The sequence below is a fragment of the Paenibacillus sp. FSL R5-0470 genome (assembly GCF_037975205.1).
Classification (GTDB): domain Bacteria; phylum Bacillota; class Bacilli; order Paenibacillales; family Paenibacillaceae; genus Paenibacillus_AQ.
The window spans coordinates 5,952,100-5,967,219 of record NZ_CP150238.1 but is presented as its reverse complement, the minus strand read 5'-3'; the positions used below and the strand labels follow the sequence as shown (position 1 = coordinate 5,967,219).

The 15,120-nt window shown below is 46.1% G+C and carries 20 protein-coding genes; 17 read left to right on the top strand and 3 right to left on the bottom strand.

From position 1 onward, the window contains the following. Window positions 1-43: 43 nt before the first annotated feature. Complete coding sequence (locus MKY99_RS26395; protein WP_042191840.1) at window positions 44-268, bottom strand: DUF1128 domain-containing protein; 225 nt, start codon at window positions 266-268, stop codon at window positions 44-46. Window positions 269-413: 145 nt separating this feature from the next. Here MKY99_RS26395 and yyaC point away from each other — a divergent pair, with 145 nt between their 5' ends. The 6 genes from yyaC to MKY99_RS26365 all read left to right on the top strand — a co-directional run bounded on the left by yyaC (window position 414) and on the right by MKY99_RS26365 (window position 7,330). After that, on the top strand, window positions 414-941 hold the full coding sequence (gene yyaC / locus MKY99_RS26390; RefSeq protein ID WP_339267219.1) for a spore protease YyaC: 528 nt from the start codon (window positions 414-416) through the stop codon (window positions 939-941). A gap of 90 nt (window positions 942-1,031) precedes the next feature. After that, window positions 1,032-1,838 carry an alpha/beta hydrolase gene (locus tag MKY99_RS26385; protein ID WP_042191837.1) on the top strand — a complete coding sequence of 269 codons (807 nt, stop codon included), beginning with the start codon at window positions 1,032-1,034 and terminating at the stop codon, window positions 1,836-1,838. Window positions 1,839-2,140: 302 nt separating this feature from the next. Further along, complete coding sequence (locus tag MKY99_RS26380; protein WP_339267217.1) at window positions 2,141-2,812, top strand: DUF6483 family protein; 672 nt, start codon at window positions 2,141-2,143, stop codon at window positions 2,810-2,812. After that, the gene (locus MKY99_RS26375; protein ID WP_339267215.1) at window positions 2,812-3,618 is read left to right on the top strand and encodes a PhzF family phenazine biosynthesis protein; all 807 of its coding nucleotides are present in this window, start codon (window positions 2,812-2,814) and stop codon (window positions 3,616-3,618) included. Before MKY99_RS26380 ends, MKY99_RS26375 begins: the two co-directional genes overlap by 1 nt. An 85-nt stretch (window positions 3,619-3,703) precedes the next feature. Then, window positions 3,704-4,894 (top strand): SAM-dependent methyltransferase, encoded by a 1,191-nt coding sequence (locus MKY99_RS26370; RefSeq protein WP_339267213.1) that lies wholly within the window; start codon window positions 3,704-3,706, stop codon window positions 4,892-4,894. A 243-nt stretch (window positions 4,895-5,137) separates the two neighbouring features. Continuing rightward, window positions 5,138-7,330, top strand: coding sequence for an O-antigen ligase family protein (locus MKY99_RS26365; RefSeq protein WP_339267211.1), 2,193 nt, complete (start codon window positions 5,138-5,140; stop codon window positions 7,328-7,330). On the opposite strand, the gene MKY99_RS26360 is transcribed toward MKY99_RS26365, so the two are convergent. Further along, window positions 7,319-7,972: an SdpI family protein gene (locus MKY99_RS26360; RefSeq protein ID WP_076285470.1), complete on the bottom strand. Its 654-nt coding sequence runs from the start codon at window positions 7,970-7,972 to the stop codon at window positions 7,319-7,321. The genes MKY99_RS26365 and MKY99_RS26360 overlap by 12 nt on opposite strands. A 2-nt stretch (window positions 7,973-7,974) precedes the next feature. Further along, the gene (locus MKY99_RS26355; protein WP_076285584.1) at window positions 7,975-8,310 is read right to left on the bottom strand and encodes an autorepressor SdpR family transcription factor; all 336 of its coding nucleotides are present in this window, start codon (window positions 8,308-8,310) and stop codon (window positions 7,975-7,977) included. Between the two features lie 217 nt (window positions 8,311-8,527). On the opposite strand from MKY99_RS26355, the gene MKY99_RS26350 reads away from it, so the two are divergent. From MKY99_RS26350 to MKY99_RS26300, 11 genes are all read left to right on the top strand, one after another. After that, window positions 8,528-9,286, top strand: a complete 759-nt coding sequence (locus tag MKY99_RS26350; protein ID WP_339267209.1) for an SDR family oxidoreductase — start codon at window positions 8,528-8,530, stop codon at window positions 9,284-9,286. A gap of 357 nt (window positions 9,287-9,643) precedes the next feature. Then, window positions 9,644-10,258 carry a DedA family protein gene (locus tag MKY99_RS26345; RefSeq protein ID WP_042191826.1) on the top strand — a complete coding sequence of 205 codons (615 nt, stop codon included), beginning with the start codon at window positions 9,644-9,646 and terminating at the stop codon, window positions 10,256-10,258. Continuing rightward, window positions 10,255-10,821, top strand: a complete 567-nt coding sequence (locus tag MKY99_RS26340; RefSeq protein ID WP_042191823.1) for a thioredoxin family protein — start codon at window positions 10,255-10,257, stop codon at window positions 10,819-10,821. Before MKY99_RS26345 ends, MKY99_RS26340 begins: the two co-directional genes overlap by 4 nt. A gap of 1 nt (window position 10,822) precedes the next feature. Further along, entirely contained in the window at window positions 10,823-11,455 is a 633-nt protein-coding gene (locus MKY99_RS26335) for an MBL fold metallo-hydrolase (protein WP_060625706.1), read from the top strand. Window positions 11,456-11,641: 186 nt separating this feature from the next. Next, a complete protein-coding gene (locus MKY99_RS26330) occupies window positions 11,642-11,965 on the top strand; it encodes a hypothetical protein (RefSeq protein WP_339267206.1) in 324 nt (107 codons plus the stop codon). Between the two features lie 75 nt (window positions 11,966-12,040). Next, entirely contained in the window at window positions 12,041-12,586 is a 546-nt protein-coding gene (sigY, locus tag MKY99_RS26325; protein ID WP_339267204.1) for an RNA polymerase sigma factor SigY, read from the top strand. After that, on the top strand, window positions 12,573-12,908 hold the full coding sequence (locus MKY99_RS26320) for a YxlC family protein (protein ID WP_339267202.1): 336 nt from the start codon (window positions 12,573-12,575) through the stop codon (window positions 12,906-12,908). The genes sigY and MKY99_RS26320 overlap by 14 nt, the downstream gene beginning before the upstream one ends. Then, the gene (locus MKY99_RS26315) at window positions 12,905-13,120 is read left to right on the top strand and encodes a hypothetical protein (RefSeq protein ID WP_339267200.1); all 216 of its coding nucleotides are present in this window, start codon (window positions 12,905-12,907) and stop codon (window positions 13,118-13,120) included. The genes MKY99_RS26320 and MKY99_RS26315 overlap by 4 nt, the downstream gene beginning before the upstream one ends. A gap of 52 nt (window positions 13,121-13,172) precedes the next feature. Further along, window positions 13,173-13,364 carry a PLDc N-terminal domain-containing protein gene (locus MKY99_RS26310; protein ID WP_036680175.1) on the top strand — a complete coding sequence of 64 codons (192 nt, stop codon included), beginning with the start codon at window positions 13,173-13,175 and terminating at the stop codon, window positions 13,362-13,364. After that, window positions 13,364-14,278 (top strand): ABC transporter ATP-binding protein, encoded by a 915-nt coding sequence (locus MKY99_RS26305; RefSeq protein ID WP_339267198.1) that lies wholly within the window; start codon window positions 13,364-13,366, stop codon window positions 14,276-14,278. Before MKY99_RS26310 ends, MKY99_RS26305 begins: the two co-directional genes overlap by 1 nt. Continuing rightward, window positions 14,275-15,045: an ABC transporter permease subunit gene (locus tag MKY99_RS26300; protein ID WP_339267196.1), complete on the top strand. Its 771-nt coding sequence runs from the start codon at window positions 14,275-14,277 to the stop codon at window positions 15,043-15,045. Before MKY99_RS26305 ends, MKY99_RS26300 begins: the two co-directional genes overlap by 4 nt. Window positions 15,046-15,120: the final 75 nt, after the last annotated feature.

Sequence of the window (15,120 nt, the reverse complement as noted above, 5' to 3'; positions counted from 1 at the left end):
CTCGGATTCGCAGCGACGGGCTCCTTTTGTAAACGAAGAACAATTATTTCTGACGTAGACGGCCGAGTTCGGAGACGAGCGCTTCCACCTGAGAAATACTGAGTCTATCGCTGCCCATGGCTACCTCATAGACATCGAAGATATCTTCATATTTATCTACTGAAAAAGCGGAGGCTTGCATTGCAGCAGCACTTGCCATCTTCAGTTTGTTCTTGATGGCCTCGATCATATATTCAACATTTTCCTGACTAGGTTGTGTTAAATCCATAGGGTTATTAACATCCTTTCTGTACACTGATTCATGTATTTTACCATGATTGTGAGCTTGATCACCATTTTTTTGTCGGGCTCACAGAAATCATGTTAAATTAAAGGCATGAAATCAAAAAATATCATCGAAGGGAGGAAAGGTATTGGCAATTAGAGAACAGGGAAGCGGTAAACGAAGCAAAATGGACGATGTAGGATTGGTGTCCTTTTTTATGGAAATTGCAGCGCTGCATTCAGCTAAGAAAGTTACCTTTCTGTGTATCGGAACGGATCGATCTACAGGTGATGCTCTCGGTCCACTAACAGGCAGCAAACTTCTGGAATATGGCTTTCCGCACGTAATCGGTACGTTGCCATCTCCTTGCGATGCAGATAATCTGGTGACCAGAGTCGCTGAGATTCCATCTGAGCATATCATTATTGCTGTGGATGCTTGCCTAGGACCTCCAATAGCTCTTGGATATTACTTCGTTTCGAATGAGCCGCTTCAGCCAGCACAATCGGTGGGGGTATGCCTTCCCGCAGTGGGGCATTATAGCTTGGCGGCGATTGTAGATATCAACGGTCCCAAGCCCTATCGGACGCTGCAGACGACTCCACTACATAGAGTTATGGTTATGGCTGAACAAATTGCCGCCGCAGCAGCAAAAGGGTTTGGAATTGGGCGTTAAGAATAGGATGCCGGTTTCAAGGAGAGCTGTTTTGCTTAATAATAGATATTAGTTAATATATCTTAGTATTTTGGAAAGAGGGAAGCAGCCATGGAAAGAGTACGTTGTGACGGAAGCAATATTTGCTACAGTGATCAGGGGAAAGGCGAGGTTATTGTATTACTGCATGGCTTTTGCGGAAGTGCTGAATACTGGGAACAAATCATTCCCATCTTAAGCAGCGACTACCGAGTGATTGCTCCCGATTTACGTGGTCATGGAGCTTCAGAGGCTCCACTAGGCCCCTATACTATTGAACAAATGGCAGACGATGTTCTGGGCTTGTTAGATACACTAGAAATTTCTGAATGCACCATGCTGGGACATTCTCTTGGTGGGTATATTACACTTTCGTTCGCGCAGCGGTATGCCTCTCGATTGAAGGGCTTCGGATTAATCCATTCTACTGCATATCCGGATAGTGAAGAAGCTCGGGAGAATCGATTGAAAAGTGTCAGCAGGATTCAAAATGAAGGCATTACTCCTTTTGTGGACAGCTTCGTCCCAGGAATTTTTGCTAAAGCGACCGCTTCTGCATCACCGCAGCTGCTGGAGCGAGCTAAAGAAATTGGTTACAAAACGCCTCCACAAGGAGCAGCGGGAGCTGCGCTGGCGATGCGCGAGCGTCCGGATCGGCGTGATGTGATCACAGCTACCACGTTGCCGGTACTACTTGTTGCTGGCGAGCAGGATGAACTGATTCCTGCGGAGCGCACCTTTACTTCGGATAAACCAAATATAACGCAAGCTACGATTTCTGGAGCGGGCCACATGAGCCTCTTTGAAGCTCCTGAACGGTTAGCTGAGGTTATCAAGGAATTCACCCAAGCTACGGTTAGTATTAACAGCCATTCGTGATCGCTGAAATAATAATTCAAAAAGAGGCAGCTCCGCGTCAAAGTAACTGGCGTGGGCTGCCTCTTTTTTAGGAGACTATTGAAACTTACGGATTCCCAATCCGGCAAAGATAGCTATGGTTGTTACGCCGCCAATGTGGAACGGCATTTCATGTCAATAAGTAGAAGGATTCTAGTCATTATTTTTCCCGTAATTGCTTTAGTGGCATAGCGTAGTGCAATGGTTTAAGATAAATGAATAAAACACATATAATACCTAGATACAAAAGCTTCACAGTTACAGTATGGAAAAGGGGGAAGTTCATGTTCCGAAGAGACTATATTGTCCGAATGATCGAAGATATGACGGCGATGGTTGCCAAGGTTCTAACGCTGAAGCAAGAGCGGAAGACAACGGAAGCCTTATGGGAAATTGATGAGCTATTGAACCGACATTTTCCGCTGAACTCACGTCTTTTAAATTCACTATCTGTAGAAGATATTATAGATATGTTCCGGTTTAACGGTGTATTGGAGTCAGATAAGCTTCAAGGTGTAGCTAAGCTGCTTAAGGAAGAGGGCAGCATTTATGCTGCAAAAGGCGATCATGACGCGGCACTATTCAGAAGTATGAGAGCACTGCATTTATATTTGTACGCAGATTTGCACGGCGCTGATCGAGAAATGCTGCAGATGACAGAGGATATTAATGAACTTCTGGAGGAAGTCAAAGCGTATCGTCTTCCAGCCAAGACGGAACGGCTGCTTCTAGATTATATGGAGTCAATCGGACATTATAGTAAAGCGGAGGACAGTCTGTATCGACTATGGGAGCAGGGAGAAGATGTCTCACTGGAAGGTGATGAATTGTACAGACAGCTGCTGCTTAAATCACCAGAAGAATTGGAACAAGGCTCGCTTCCTATCCATGAAGTGGAACAAGGATGGAAAGAGTGGCGCCGGATCACAGAAGTTCGGAGGGAGTCGGAAGCCTAATGAATACTCCTTTATTTATTATCGATGCCTTTGCAGGAAAAGCATATTCAGGAAACCCGGCAGCAGTATGCTTGCTAAAGCATCCAGTCGACGAGGCATTTATGCTTAAGACAGCAGCAGAAATGAACTTGTCAGAGACGGCATTTCTTTGGCCGGAGAATGCTGGATATCGTCTGCGCTGGTTCACGCCCAAGGCTGAGGTTAATTTATGTGGCCATGCTACTCTAGCGAGTGCACATGTATTGTGGGAGGTGGGATTGCTGGATCCAGATGTGGAAGCTAGATTTTATACACGCAGTGGGATGCTTAGAGCTTCTCGTGCGGATGACCTCATCTCAATGTACTTCCCGCCTTATGAGCTTAAATCTTCTCCTACAATTCCGGCTCTTATAGAAGCACTTGGTATTACTGAAGAAAATGTGGTAGAAACTATGCTATATGCTGACAATGTACTTGTACGACTCGATCAGGAATCCCTAGTTCGCGAGCTTAGCCCAGAATTCGGAGCTTTATCACGGCTTGAAGAGAGAGCCTTTGCGGTTACTGCAGAAAGCTCCACCGAAGGTATTGATTGTGTGTCGCGGTTCTTTGCACCGAAGATGGGGGTAAATGAGGATCCGGTCACAGGCTCAGCGCATACTGCGCTAGCACCTTTCTGGGCTAGTCGACTTAACCGTACGCAGTTGACCGCTTATCAAGCTTCCGAACGAGGAGGCTTGCTTCTACTTGAGGTAAGCAAAGATCAGATTAAGATGTCTGGCCGAGCAATAACTATTGTGAGTGGAGAGCTGCATGTGAAGCCCTGATAGGATAACTCTTGTAGAGCCGTGATATAATGGAACGATGATGGTTAGGAGACAATGATTCTCCATTTTTAATCCCGAAAGTGAGATGTGCGTTGTGGAATCTTTAAAAGCTCTTATTGAACAACTGATTAATGACCGTACCTTGATTATGGCTACCTTAAGCCAAGTACGTAACAAAGGGGAGACCTGTACGAAGGTACAGATTAAACCTGTCGAACTAAAAGGTAAGTTGCATTATCAGTTTGCATCCTATATTGGTACAAAGGTTGAACATCGTAACGTACCGGCAGAATTAGCAGCGGAGGACATGACCCTTTTATTTAGAGAATCATATCGCCAAGGCTTGTTATGCACGGTGGAAGCGGATTATCAGGTGCTGATTAGCAAGAAATTCAAAGTATCCATCCTTACCAAGTCTCCCAGTAAAAAAGAAGAGCCGGATCTGGCACACAACCGCCGCAAGCGTTATGTGCTGGAGGATGGAGAACCTGTGCCATTTCTTGTGGAGCTTGGCATAATGAACAGAGAAGGAAAAGTGCTGGCCAAGCGATACGATAAGTTCCGGCAGATCAACCGTTTCTTGGAGATGGTTGAGGATGTGCTTGCCGATCTGCCAACGGGACGGCCATTAACGATTGTTGATTTTGGCTGTGGTAAATCGTATTTGACCTTTGCTCTTTATCACTATCTGACCGTCCGCAAGAAGCGGCAGCTTAATATTATTGGACTTGATTTGAAAGCGGATGTAATTGAGCATTGTAATGAGCTTGCTGCGAAAATCGGTTATGATCACCTGAAGTTCCTTGTGGGTGACATTGCCGAGTACGATGAGCTGGATCAGGTAGATATGGTTATAACGCTTCATGCTTGTGACACAGCTACAGATGCTGCACTCGAAAAAGCAGTACGTTGGGGCGCCTCCGTCATTTTGTCTGTGCCTTGCTGTCAGCATGAATTGTTCGCGCAGATTGAGAATGAAGTAATGAGTCCGATGCTGTCGCATGGGATACTTAAGGAGCGTTTCTCTGCCTTGGCTACGGATGCTATCCGTGCCAAATTGCTCGATATGATGGGTTATAGCAGCCAGCTGCTGGAATTTATCGACCTGGAGAATACACCGAAGAATATTTTAATCCGCGCCGTTAAAAGCTCGGGTGGTGATAACTCCGTCAAATGGCGTGAATACACCGCATTTCGTGATTTTATAGGGGCGAAACCTTACCTTGAGCGCGTATGTGCTGACCTGCTTCCGAGTGAAATTTCGGTGGAGGGATAGCACGAGCAATTTTCCCCATCCGGCGGAATTCTCGAAAAATAGTTGTACATTATGCAATTACACTAGGATGCAGTAACGAATATCAGAGGTTAGTTGCACTTTTTGCAACTATATAGCTTTTTTGATGAGAATTGGGACGGTACAGCTCCTTCGTGGAGAGGTATCGTCCTTTTTGCATTCTAGTTTTGCGAAGGGGAAATGTGGAAAGGATAGAGATAACTTAACGAATATAGGGGTATCTAAATGGGAAGCGTTAACAGAGAGCGGAGTCTGGATTCAATAATCGTATATTTTAGTGCAGCCTTAGTCATCGCAGCCGGAGTAGGAGCTTGTTTGCTGCGTGGATTTTTTTTTACAGAGGAGATGTATCTCTTTCTGACCCTATGGTTTGTGATATGTTCTGTGGCTTTGCTTTATTTGTACATTGGAGTAGGCAAGTGGAGAAGTAGCGCAGGGGGAGCAAGTGGAGTACGTAGAGCTTTGAAAATAATGTTGACTGCACCTTTAATAGTTCTATCACTCTATCTGATTCATTGGCTAAGAGATCCTCTTTCGGCACAGGGAACAATGAATGAAATATTACGGTGGGGCTTGTATGCTAGCTTTGCATCTTTGGTTTGTTTTTGCGCGTTGAATCGGGTGGGGCGTCAGCTTATCATTGCTGCGTGGTCTATTTTGGGCATATTCTTAAGCATAAGTGCTTTGCTGGCAGTGTGCGGGGTGGTAGAGTTACCTTTCGCTATAGCTTACAGCAATTCATCGGAAGTAAGCATTACAGGTGCCAGATTAGCAGGGGTGATGGAATATCCTAATGCCTTTGGTGCTGTGATGGCTGTTTTTCTACTGGAGCGGCTGTTTGCTGTCGCTGCTTATTATGAAAGACCTCAGAAGAGTGTGGAAGGATGCGATAGATTGGAGCGGCGAGAACCGCGAAGCACGGCCGCGGCGCTGCTGCGCTTGCTGCCGCTGTTTCCGTGCGCCGCCGCGCTGCTCCTCAGCGAGTCGCGCGGCGCGTGGCTGACGGCGGCTTGCGCCTGCGCCGCCGTTTTGCTCTGGAAGCGGCAGCTCATCGCGCCGCTTCTTGCCGCTGGCGCCGCGCCCGTGGTCGCCGCGGCGCTGCTCTACCGCCAACTGGCCCGTGCCGGGTTGGCGGTAGAGCCTTTGCCCGGCCTGCTGTTGCTGGCCGGGCTTTGGGCCGGCGCGTTGCTAGCCGGCCTATGGCTGTGCCGCCGCCAGCGCAGCGCGGCGGGCAGTGCCCGAGCCGCCATGCTGGCATTGGCGGCAGCAGGTTGGACGGCGGCGGGCACCGCCGTCCTCCTGCACGTGCGCGAGCGGATCACCGGACCGTCATCGACGGTATCCGCGCGTGGTCTGTTCTACCGCGACGCCTGGCGGCTGGCGGTAGAGGCACCTTGGCTGGGGCGCGGGGGTGAGACTTGGCGGAGTTCATACCTCGCCGCCCAATCTCGCCCTTATGTTGGCAGCCAAGTGCATAACGGTTATCTCGACATCCTGTTGAACCTAGGATTTGTCGGCCTGGCAGCCATACTGCTTATGCTGCTAGCAGCAGGCTGGCTGCTGGCTAAGAGATCGCCGCATCTGCTGCCGCCATTTTTGGTTATCGTTATGCATAGCGCAGTCGATTTTGACTGGAGCTACGGATTAATCTGGCTGCTGCTTTTTTGGCTGCCAGCACTTGCCCTGTCTGAATATGAGCAGAAACATCAATCTGCGAATACCCGCTTTACGTCCATAAGTTTGCTCACCACTCATTTCGCATCCGCGAACCTCGGCGCCACTATCCCTGCATTCGCGAGCCTGTCACATCCATATCCCCGCCGACTATTTATCACTGTCGCCTGCTGCCTTTGTCTCATGCTATCTGTATTGTCCCTTCAGGCCGCACAAGGAGAGAGGTACTACCGGCAAGCAGTTCAGACGGTTGATCCCTCGGTGAAGGTAGATTTGCTAGAGCAATCACTAGCGTGGAATCCCCAGTCTCCCAAAACAGCTGTAGCATTATCCAGGCTACTTACGGGTGAACAAAGCGTGAGTATACTCCAGCAGAGTTTGCAATATTCTCCGGATAATGCAAGTTTAAACTGGGAAATGGCTAGACGATGGATGTACAGTGATGATCCGGGAGCTGCATTATATTGGATACGTCGAAGTATTCAGCTTGATAAATACAACTCTGTTAAGTGGGTCAAAGGGATTGAAGGCATGCTTATGATGGGCCGGAAAAAGTTAGCGGAAGGGAATCGAATGGAGGCCATAAGCTGTATTGCCTTAGGGAACGAGCTTCTGCGGGAGTATAGAGTGTTGGCAGAATACGAGGGAAGTAAAGGTGAGCAGCATAATGACCGGAAGTTCCAAATAACAGAACAAGCCGACGACCTGAGTCGACGGCTTAGTGTATTGGCTTCACGATTTTAACTGACGTGAAATGATCCAAGAGTATAGAACAGGAACGAGAATAACAAGTACAAGAGCTGTAATAATAAGGGTCTGAGACAAGACGCCGCTCAAAAAGGCTCCCCCAAAAATAAGCAACCCGCCGATCATCCACATTCTTCCGGAAAGACGATGTGTTTTTCGCCACACCTCTGGGCTAGAGAGCGTCCATGCTGTGCGAACACCGAACAAATAATTATCTTTTACCTGTGGCATGTAGTTGCCGAGCGCAATAAACATCACTCCTAGGGCTCCTATAGCAATTTTACCCACATTAATATCTTTACCCAGACCGTAAGCAACCGTGAGCACGAGCATGAGATTAAAAAGCACCCCAATGGCGAGTCTGCTCATAGCATAGGCATTTTCGAACTTCTTATAATTTTCCCGTTTAGGATCGATGCTACGTGTGAATTGCATGATCAGCGGAAGCACAATACCCAGGATTCCGAACATAAAAATAGCTATGTTTTTATCCCAATACCGGTTGACTTTACCCGAAATTCCCCACTGCGCGGGCAGCTCCTGTGGCAGCTTGCCATAATTGATTAAAGCATAAGCTAATGAAGCTAAACCTAATATCACAATCAGTGTATCTTGCCATCTCCATTTAAAATCCTTCATCTTCAATCAGCCTCCTTCTCAGAATCCATACCACGGCTTTGTTTTCCGTCCAGTGATTTGCTTTCCGTCTCCGTTTGCTTTCCCGTACCTGTAAGCTCGAGCAACCAGCCAAGAACCTCTTCGAGAACCGTCGTATTTAATGAATACATAATGAATTGACCTTTTCGTTCATCCTGTACGAGATCGGCATGCTTCAGTGCATTCAGATGGTGAGAAATGCTTGGTTTTGACATGTTGAAAAAATCAGCAATTTCACCTGCGGTTCGGTCCTTCTCCCTTAGTAACCGAATGATTTGGCGACGGGTAGGGTCAGCTAGTGCTTTGAAAGACTCATTCATATTCCACCCACCATTTCGATATTTAGGTAATTGTCTAAATATATAATAACCATTCATATTCTTATCTGTCAATGCGTATTCTCCTCATTTTAATTGAGAAAGAAATTGTCACCGAATCTTTGGATTTACCGCCGTTTGAGGCTATGCCCTTGCTAATACTAACTGTGGGCAAGTACTCGATGAATGGTTCGAAACATAAAAGCGGAGGAGAGGATATATGATGCTGACGAATAAGGTTGCAGTTGTTACAGGTGCGGGTTCTGGGATTGGAGAAGCAATTGCTCTTCTTTTTGCCCAGCAGGGGGCTAAGGTTATTGCAGCGGACATCCATCTGGGGGGTGTTGAAGCGGTGGCCAAGAAGGCAGAACAAGGTCATGGCAACGGGGTGGTGTATCCTGTAAAAGCAGACGTTTCGAAGGAAGAGGACACTCAGCGAATGATTGATGCCGCAAATACACAATTTGGTGGACTTCATATTCTCGTTAATAATGCGGGGATCATGGATAAAATGACCCCGGCTCATGAAATCACAGACGACTTATGGGAGAACGTAATTGCAGTGAACGTCACCGGACCCATGAGAGTCATTCGTAAGGTCTTACCGATTTTCATGGCACAAGAAGGTGGATGTATCATCAATGTAGCATCGATCGGCGGCTTAGAGGGATCACGTGCAGGAGTGGCCTATACTGCCTCCAAGCATGCTGTCATCGGTATGACTAAAAATGTAGGGTATCAGTACTCGAAGCTTGGAATTCGCTGTAATGCTATAGCACCAGGTGGGGTAAAGACGAATATTGATTTGTCTAATCCGAGTGCTTTTGGTAGTCAAAAGGCAGGAGATGGTATGGCGTCAATGCCGCGAACAGGGGAAAGCAGCGAGATCGCATCGATAGCTTTATTCCTGGCTTCAGAAGCTGCGAGCTTCGTGAATGGAACGGTAATAACGGCGGACGCCGGATGGACCGCTTATTAAACAGCTTTTACATTTTAGACAAAGAGGTGTCCATTTCCATCTTCATTGCTGGAAGTGTACACCTTTTCTGGTTATACAGGTTGTTCTAACTCTTTTTAAGAGAGGGTCGATATAGGGTAATGGCCTCGCCGCTGTAAGTAGATGTGATAAGGTTGCTTGTGCTAGAATAGGCTAAGAGAAACTGGAAAATAGAGCAGAGCGGCAGAGCTTTTAAAAATATAAGAAAGTAAAAGTTTAGTATCTATACTTTATGTTCTTATATTTCTTGCTTAAACGCTAAGCGTCTTTATATAGACGCCAAAGATGTTTATGCTAGATACATAGCCATATTCTGCGGAAAAGGGAGGAGGAGTACGGTTGCATGTTATTTCTGATCTGATCTCAACATTGTTTGAATGGATTCAGAGTCTTGGTTATTTTGGGATTATGATCGGACTTATGATTGAAGTTATTCCGAGTGAAATTGTACTGGCTTTCGGTGGCTTTTTAGTATGGAGTGGAGATATTAATTTTTTTGGCGCCGTATTATTCGGTACGATTGGCGGAGTCATTGCACAGATTTTTGTATATTGGATTGGTCGTTATGGTGGCAGACCTGTTTTGGAGAAATACGGGAAATATATTTTCATTCAAAAGAAGCATATTGACCATTCGGAAGAGTGGTTCAATAAATACGGGACTGGCGTAATCTTTACAGCTCGTTTTATTCCGGTTGTTCGTCATGCCATTTCCGTTCCAGCTGGGATATCGAAAATGCCTTTAGGTAAGTTCACTTTGTTGACTACGCTTGCTGTTATTCCATGGAGTGCTCTGTTTGTATATCTGGGTATGACCTTGGGGAATAAATGGGAAGATATTGACAAAGTAGCAGCTAAGTATACCAACGAAATTATACTTGTAGCGATCGCTCTGATCATCATTTACTTTGTGTTTAAATGGTACAAATCCAAGAAAAAGGGGACTACAAAATGAAGCAGAATGTAGCTCAAAAGTTTGGAAAAGGCCTAACACCGCGCCAATTCGTAGAAAGTATGACGAAGAATCAACAGGCTTTTGAATCCTGGTATGAGAAATTTAATTGGGAAGATGAGAGCGATAAGGAATATTTCGAAAGTCTGAACCATCGCGACGATTTGCGGGTACTTATCCTAGCAGCGGATTGGTGTGGAGACGTAGTACGCAATGTTCCTGCTGTATTCCGTATTCTGGAGACGGCGGGAATGAAGACAGAGGTATTTATTTTGGAAGAGAATCCGGAGCTTATGGATGATTTCTTGACCATGGGTGGCAGATCTGTCCCAGTCGTGATTTTTGCAGACACTGGAGGATATGTGCTCGGACATTGGGGTCCTAGACCAGAGCATGTGCAGCGTATAATGAGAGAGTTCAAACGTGAGAATCCTGATCGTGAGGCCGCTGATTACGACAGCAAAATCGCAGAAGCACGTAAGGCTATGGGGCAAGCCTATGGGGAAGGAACGGAATATCAGGCAGTTATCGCAAAAGAACTGCGTAGTCTGATTTCCGGATTCTAAACTGATGCTAAATATACGTTCATTTAATCTGGGTCCGCTTCAAACGAATGCCTACTTACTGACAGGTGCGGATCCTGCGAAGGGTATCATCATAGATCCTGGTATGAATCCTGCTGCATTAGTGCGGAGTATCGAAGGAATGGAAATCGAAGCTATTTTGTTAACACATGCACATTTTGATCATATGGGCGGTGTAGACGAAATTCGTAAAGCTAAGAAATGCCCTGTTTATTTACATCCACTTGAAAGTGAATGGCTAAGCAGCCCCAAGCTGAACGGTTCACTAATGTGGTCGGAGGTGTCACCTCCTCTAGCTACAGATCCTGCGGAATATGATCTGGCAGAAGGGCAAGTTCTGCAGTTCATTGGACACACCTTCCGTGTGTACCATACACCTGGTCACTCTCCAGGCAGTGTAAGCTTCCTTTGTGGAAATGATCTATTCTCCGGAGATGTACTCTTTAAAATGGGAGTTGGGCGCACAGATTTGCCTGGTGGTAGGGAACGGGATCTGTTCGATTCTATTCGTGGCAAGCTATACAAAATGGATGATGAAGTGAAGGTTTATCCAGGACATGGTCCACGGACAACCATTGGATTTGAAAAGATTCGCAACCCTTATGTTCCTCAATAGACGTTGGTTCTAGTAGAACCGACAAAAACCGAGGAAGTTTTAATAGACAAAAGACTACAAAAGGACTAGAATGAGGTTAATTAAATGTAACATTAACCTCGCGAAGCACGCAGACTGCGGAATTAATCCCGGTTTGCGTTCTTTTTTTTGTCTTCATATAGGCTTAAAAGCATGGAGGGAAGTAGAATGGAGAAGAATATATACTACCCGCTGGACTACGGTTGGTATGACTCCAAGGAGAAATGGAACCATTTTTGCAGCAGTAATTGCCGATTTTTTTCGGAGTGTTCAGGAAAGGGTGGCTTTTGTTCATCCATAGAACGTAGAGACATACAATTTGATAATAAGGAACTTCGTAATGGCTTGCTTCAGGAGACCTGTGGGGTTTACGGGGGAGTACCAGTGGTTTCAGGAGGCGAGCTCAGAAGAACGCCTCTTTTTTGGCATTTTCCGGCAAGGAAAGGGATAATTCAGCCCTGGCGGCGTAAGTTGTGGGATCTCAAAAAATAATTATAGAGTGGAATGAACGATTCATAATACATATTCGTACTACAAATAGAAACGAAATCTTGAATGGAGGGGCAGATGAGCGATCAGTCGCTGGAGAGAATCAGACGGGCACAGCAGGGAGATACTTCAGCACTGTCTTCACTGCTGCGGGAACACTATACTTTTTTATTCAAATATTTAATCAAGGTGACCATGGACCCGTTGCTGGCAGAGGATCTTGTACAGGACACCATGGTCAGATGTATGGAGAAGATCAACACCTATAACGGAACTTCTTCCTTTTCCTCTTGGTTAATCACAATTGCTACCAGAATATTTATTGATCGAAAGCGGCGCTGGAAGCGTGAAGCGGAATGGAAACAGCGGGAGCAACAGGAACAGGGGATCCGTTCGATTCGTTGGCGATTTGAGAGCAGGGGGGAAGAGTGGGGTGAAGTGCTGGATTCCCTCTCCAAATTACCTTCTGCGCAAAGAGTGGCTGTGCTACTGAAGCATTACTATGGCTATAGTTATGACGAAATTGGCGAAATCCTGCGAGTTCCTTCAGGTACAGTCAAGTCGCGTGTATCCCTTGGACTTAACCAACTACGAAAGGAGCTGAATGAGGATGGAGAAGGATAAAGATAAGGAGCCTGAGTTGTATTTGCATAAGCTTTCAGATGAGCTTGACCGGTTAGATGCACAATATAATGACATCACACCACCTTCATTACAGGAACTGGAGAGGTTAATGGTTGATGCCTCTGTGCATAGAAAGAGCATGGAACGTAAAGAGCTGCTGTTATTCTGGGGCATATCGTTGATCCTGATCAGCGTATTTCTATCCATTCTCGGTTCTGCACCGATGATCTATTGGATTATTCAAGCGCTTATTCCTATTGCGGGACTTAGTGCTCTAGGAATAGCGAGGATCAGGAGGAACAGAGAAGGTGCGCAAGAATGAATGAGCTGCAGGATGTGCCTCTATGGTTATGGTTTTGCATAGCGATAGCATTATTGCTGCAAGGGACATTGCTGTTCCGGGACGCAAGACGACGCGGAAGAAAAGCTTGGTTCTGGGGACTGTGGGCTATTACTACAGTTCCGTCACCCGCATTAGTCTACTTACTTGTTGTCATTCTTCCTGACCGACGTAGAAGGAAGAAGCAGTTGTAAAGCTTTAGTAAGAAGCTCGTTCCTTTCATCCTATTACAAGGAGTGGTACTTCATGGAAGAGGTAAAATGGGGTTTAATCATGCCGTTAATCATTCTGCAGGCTTTGCTTGCTATTATTGGACTGATATCTCTGGCCAAAGCGGATAACGTTCGTGGTCCAAAATGGATGTGGATTATTATCATTATTTGCGGAAATATATTAGGCAGCGTAGCTTATTTCACAATAGGAAGGAAAGATGTCTGATGTCACTCCTTCAAGTTACGAATTTGCGCAAAAGCTATGGGGCGCATGTTTCCGTAAATGATATAAGCTTTGAAATTGAGAAAGGACGGTGCGTCGCTTTACTTGGGCCTAACGGTGCTGGGAAAACGACCACACTTCGTATGCTGGCAGGGCTGTTAGAACCCACCTCCGGAATGATTTCATTTGAGGGGAGCCGTCCGGGAGCAGGATATCGCAGGGGATTAGGATATGTGCCACAGTCTCCAGCTTTTTATGGGTGGATGACTGGACATGAATATGTTATTTTCGCTGCAAAGCTTAGTGGAATGGGAACTAAAGACGCTACCAGCAGGGCATTGGAATCGCTTGAGCGAGTAGGGCTTAAAGGTGATGCTCGTCGCCGGATTGGTGGATACTCTGGCGGGATGAAGCAGCGGCTGGGTCTGGCTCAGGCGCTTGTGCATCGGCCTCGTCTACTATTGCTTGATGAGCCTGTATCTGCACTTGATCCAATTGGTCGCAGAGAAGTAATGGGACTGATGCGGGAAATACGTGAAGAGACAACTGTAGTTTTTTCTACACATGTGCTGCATGATGCAGAAGAAATTTGTGATGATATTATTTTAATGAATCAGGGCTTGATTGCTGAGAAGGGGTCTTTATCACAGCTTCGTTCACAATACAGCCTTCCTGTTATTCGTGTACGTACGGAGAAGCAAGAAAAAGCTATTCAGTGGCTGCAGTCTCTTGCTGCCAAACCGTTTGTACTAGAGACTCAGTTGTTCGGAGATCAGGCCATTTTTAATGTGAACGATGTAGACATGGCTCGTTGGACGATTCTGCAAGAAGCGGCGCAGCTTGAAATTCCATTGCTGCAATTTGAAGCGGGTTCTTCCACGTTAGAGGATTTATTTATGAAGGTGGTGGGAGTATGAGAAGCGCCTGGGTCCTTTATCGCAAAGAAATGCTCGAAATGACTCGCAGTTATAAGTTAATCTGGATACCTGTCGTTTTTATCATATTAGGCATTATGCAGCCGTTAACTACTTATTATTTGCCGGAAATATTAAAAGCTTCAGGTGATGTTCCCCCAGGACTGCTAGAGGGGTATGAAATACCGAGTGCCGCAGCTGTGATGGCACAATCTCTGGGACAGTACGGAACGATCGGAATGTTAGTATTGGCGCTTGGCGCGATGAATGTTTTAGCTGGTGAGCGCTATAGCGGAACTATGGAATTAATTCTGGTAAGGCCGGTTTCTCCGGCCGCAATAGTGTTCGCTAAATGGGCAGCGCAGCTGACCCTGTTGATCGTTGCTCTTGGATTGGGTGCAGCGGGCGCGGCTTACTACACGGAGCAGTTGATTGGTTCACTATCTTGGGGCGATGTTATCGCAGCTTCTGGAGTATATAGTTTATGGTTATTATGTGCTGTCTCGGCTACGTTGTTGTTTAGTGCCTTTTTAAAACCTCCAGTAGCCGCATTTTTAGCACTGGCGTTAATGGCTGGCTCGTCATTAGGCTTAAGCTTATTGCCTAGATGGTTTGACTGGACACCCGCAGGACTTTCCGGGCTGTCAGCAGGAATTCTTACAGCTGGAGAGGGCTTTAGAGCAGGTCCATATCTTTCTGCCGGTGTATTGATCATAATTTGCCTTGTTGGGGCTTCGCTTTTGACAAGGAAGAATAACTTTCCCGACTGATTATTATCCTGTGCTGTATCGAATATAGTATATTTAAAAATATAAGAAAGTATAAGTTTCACACTATACATTTTC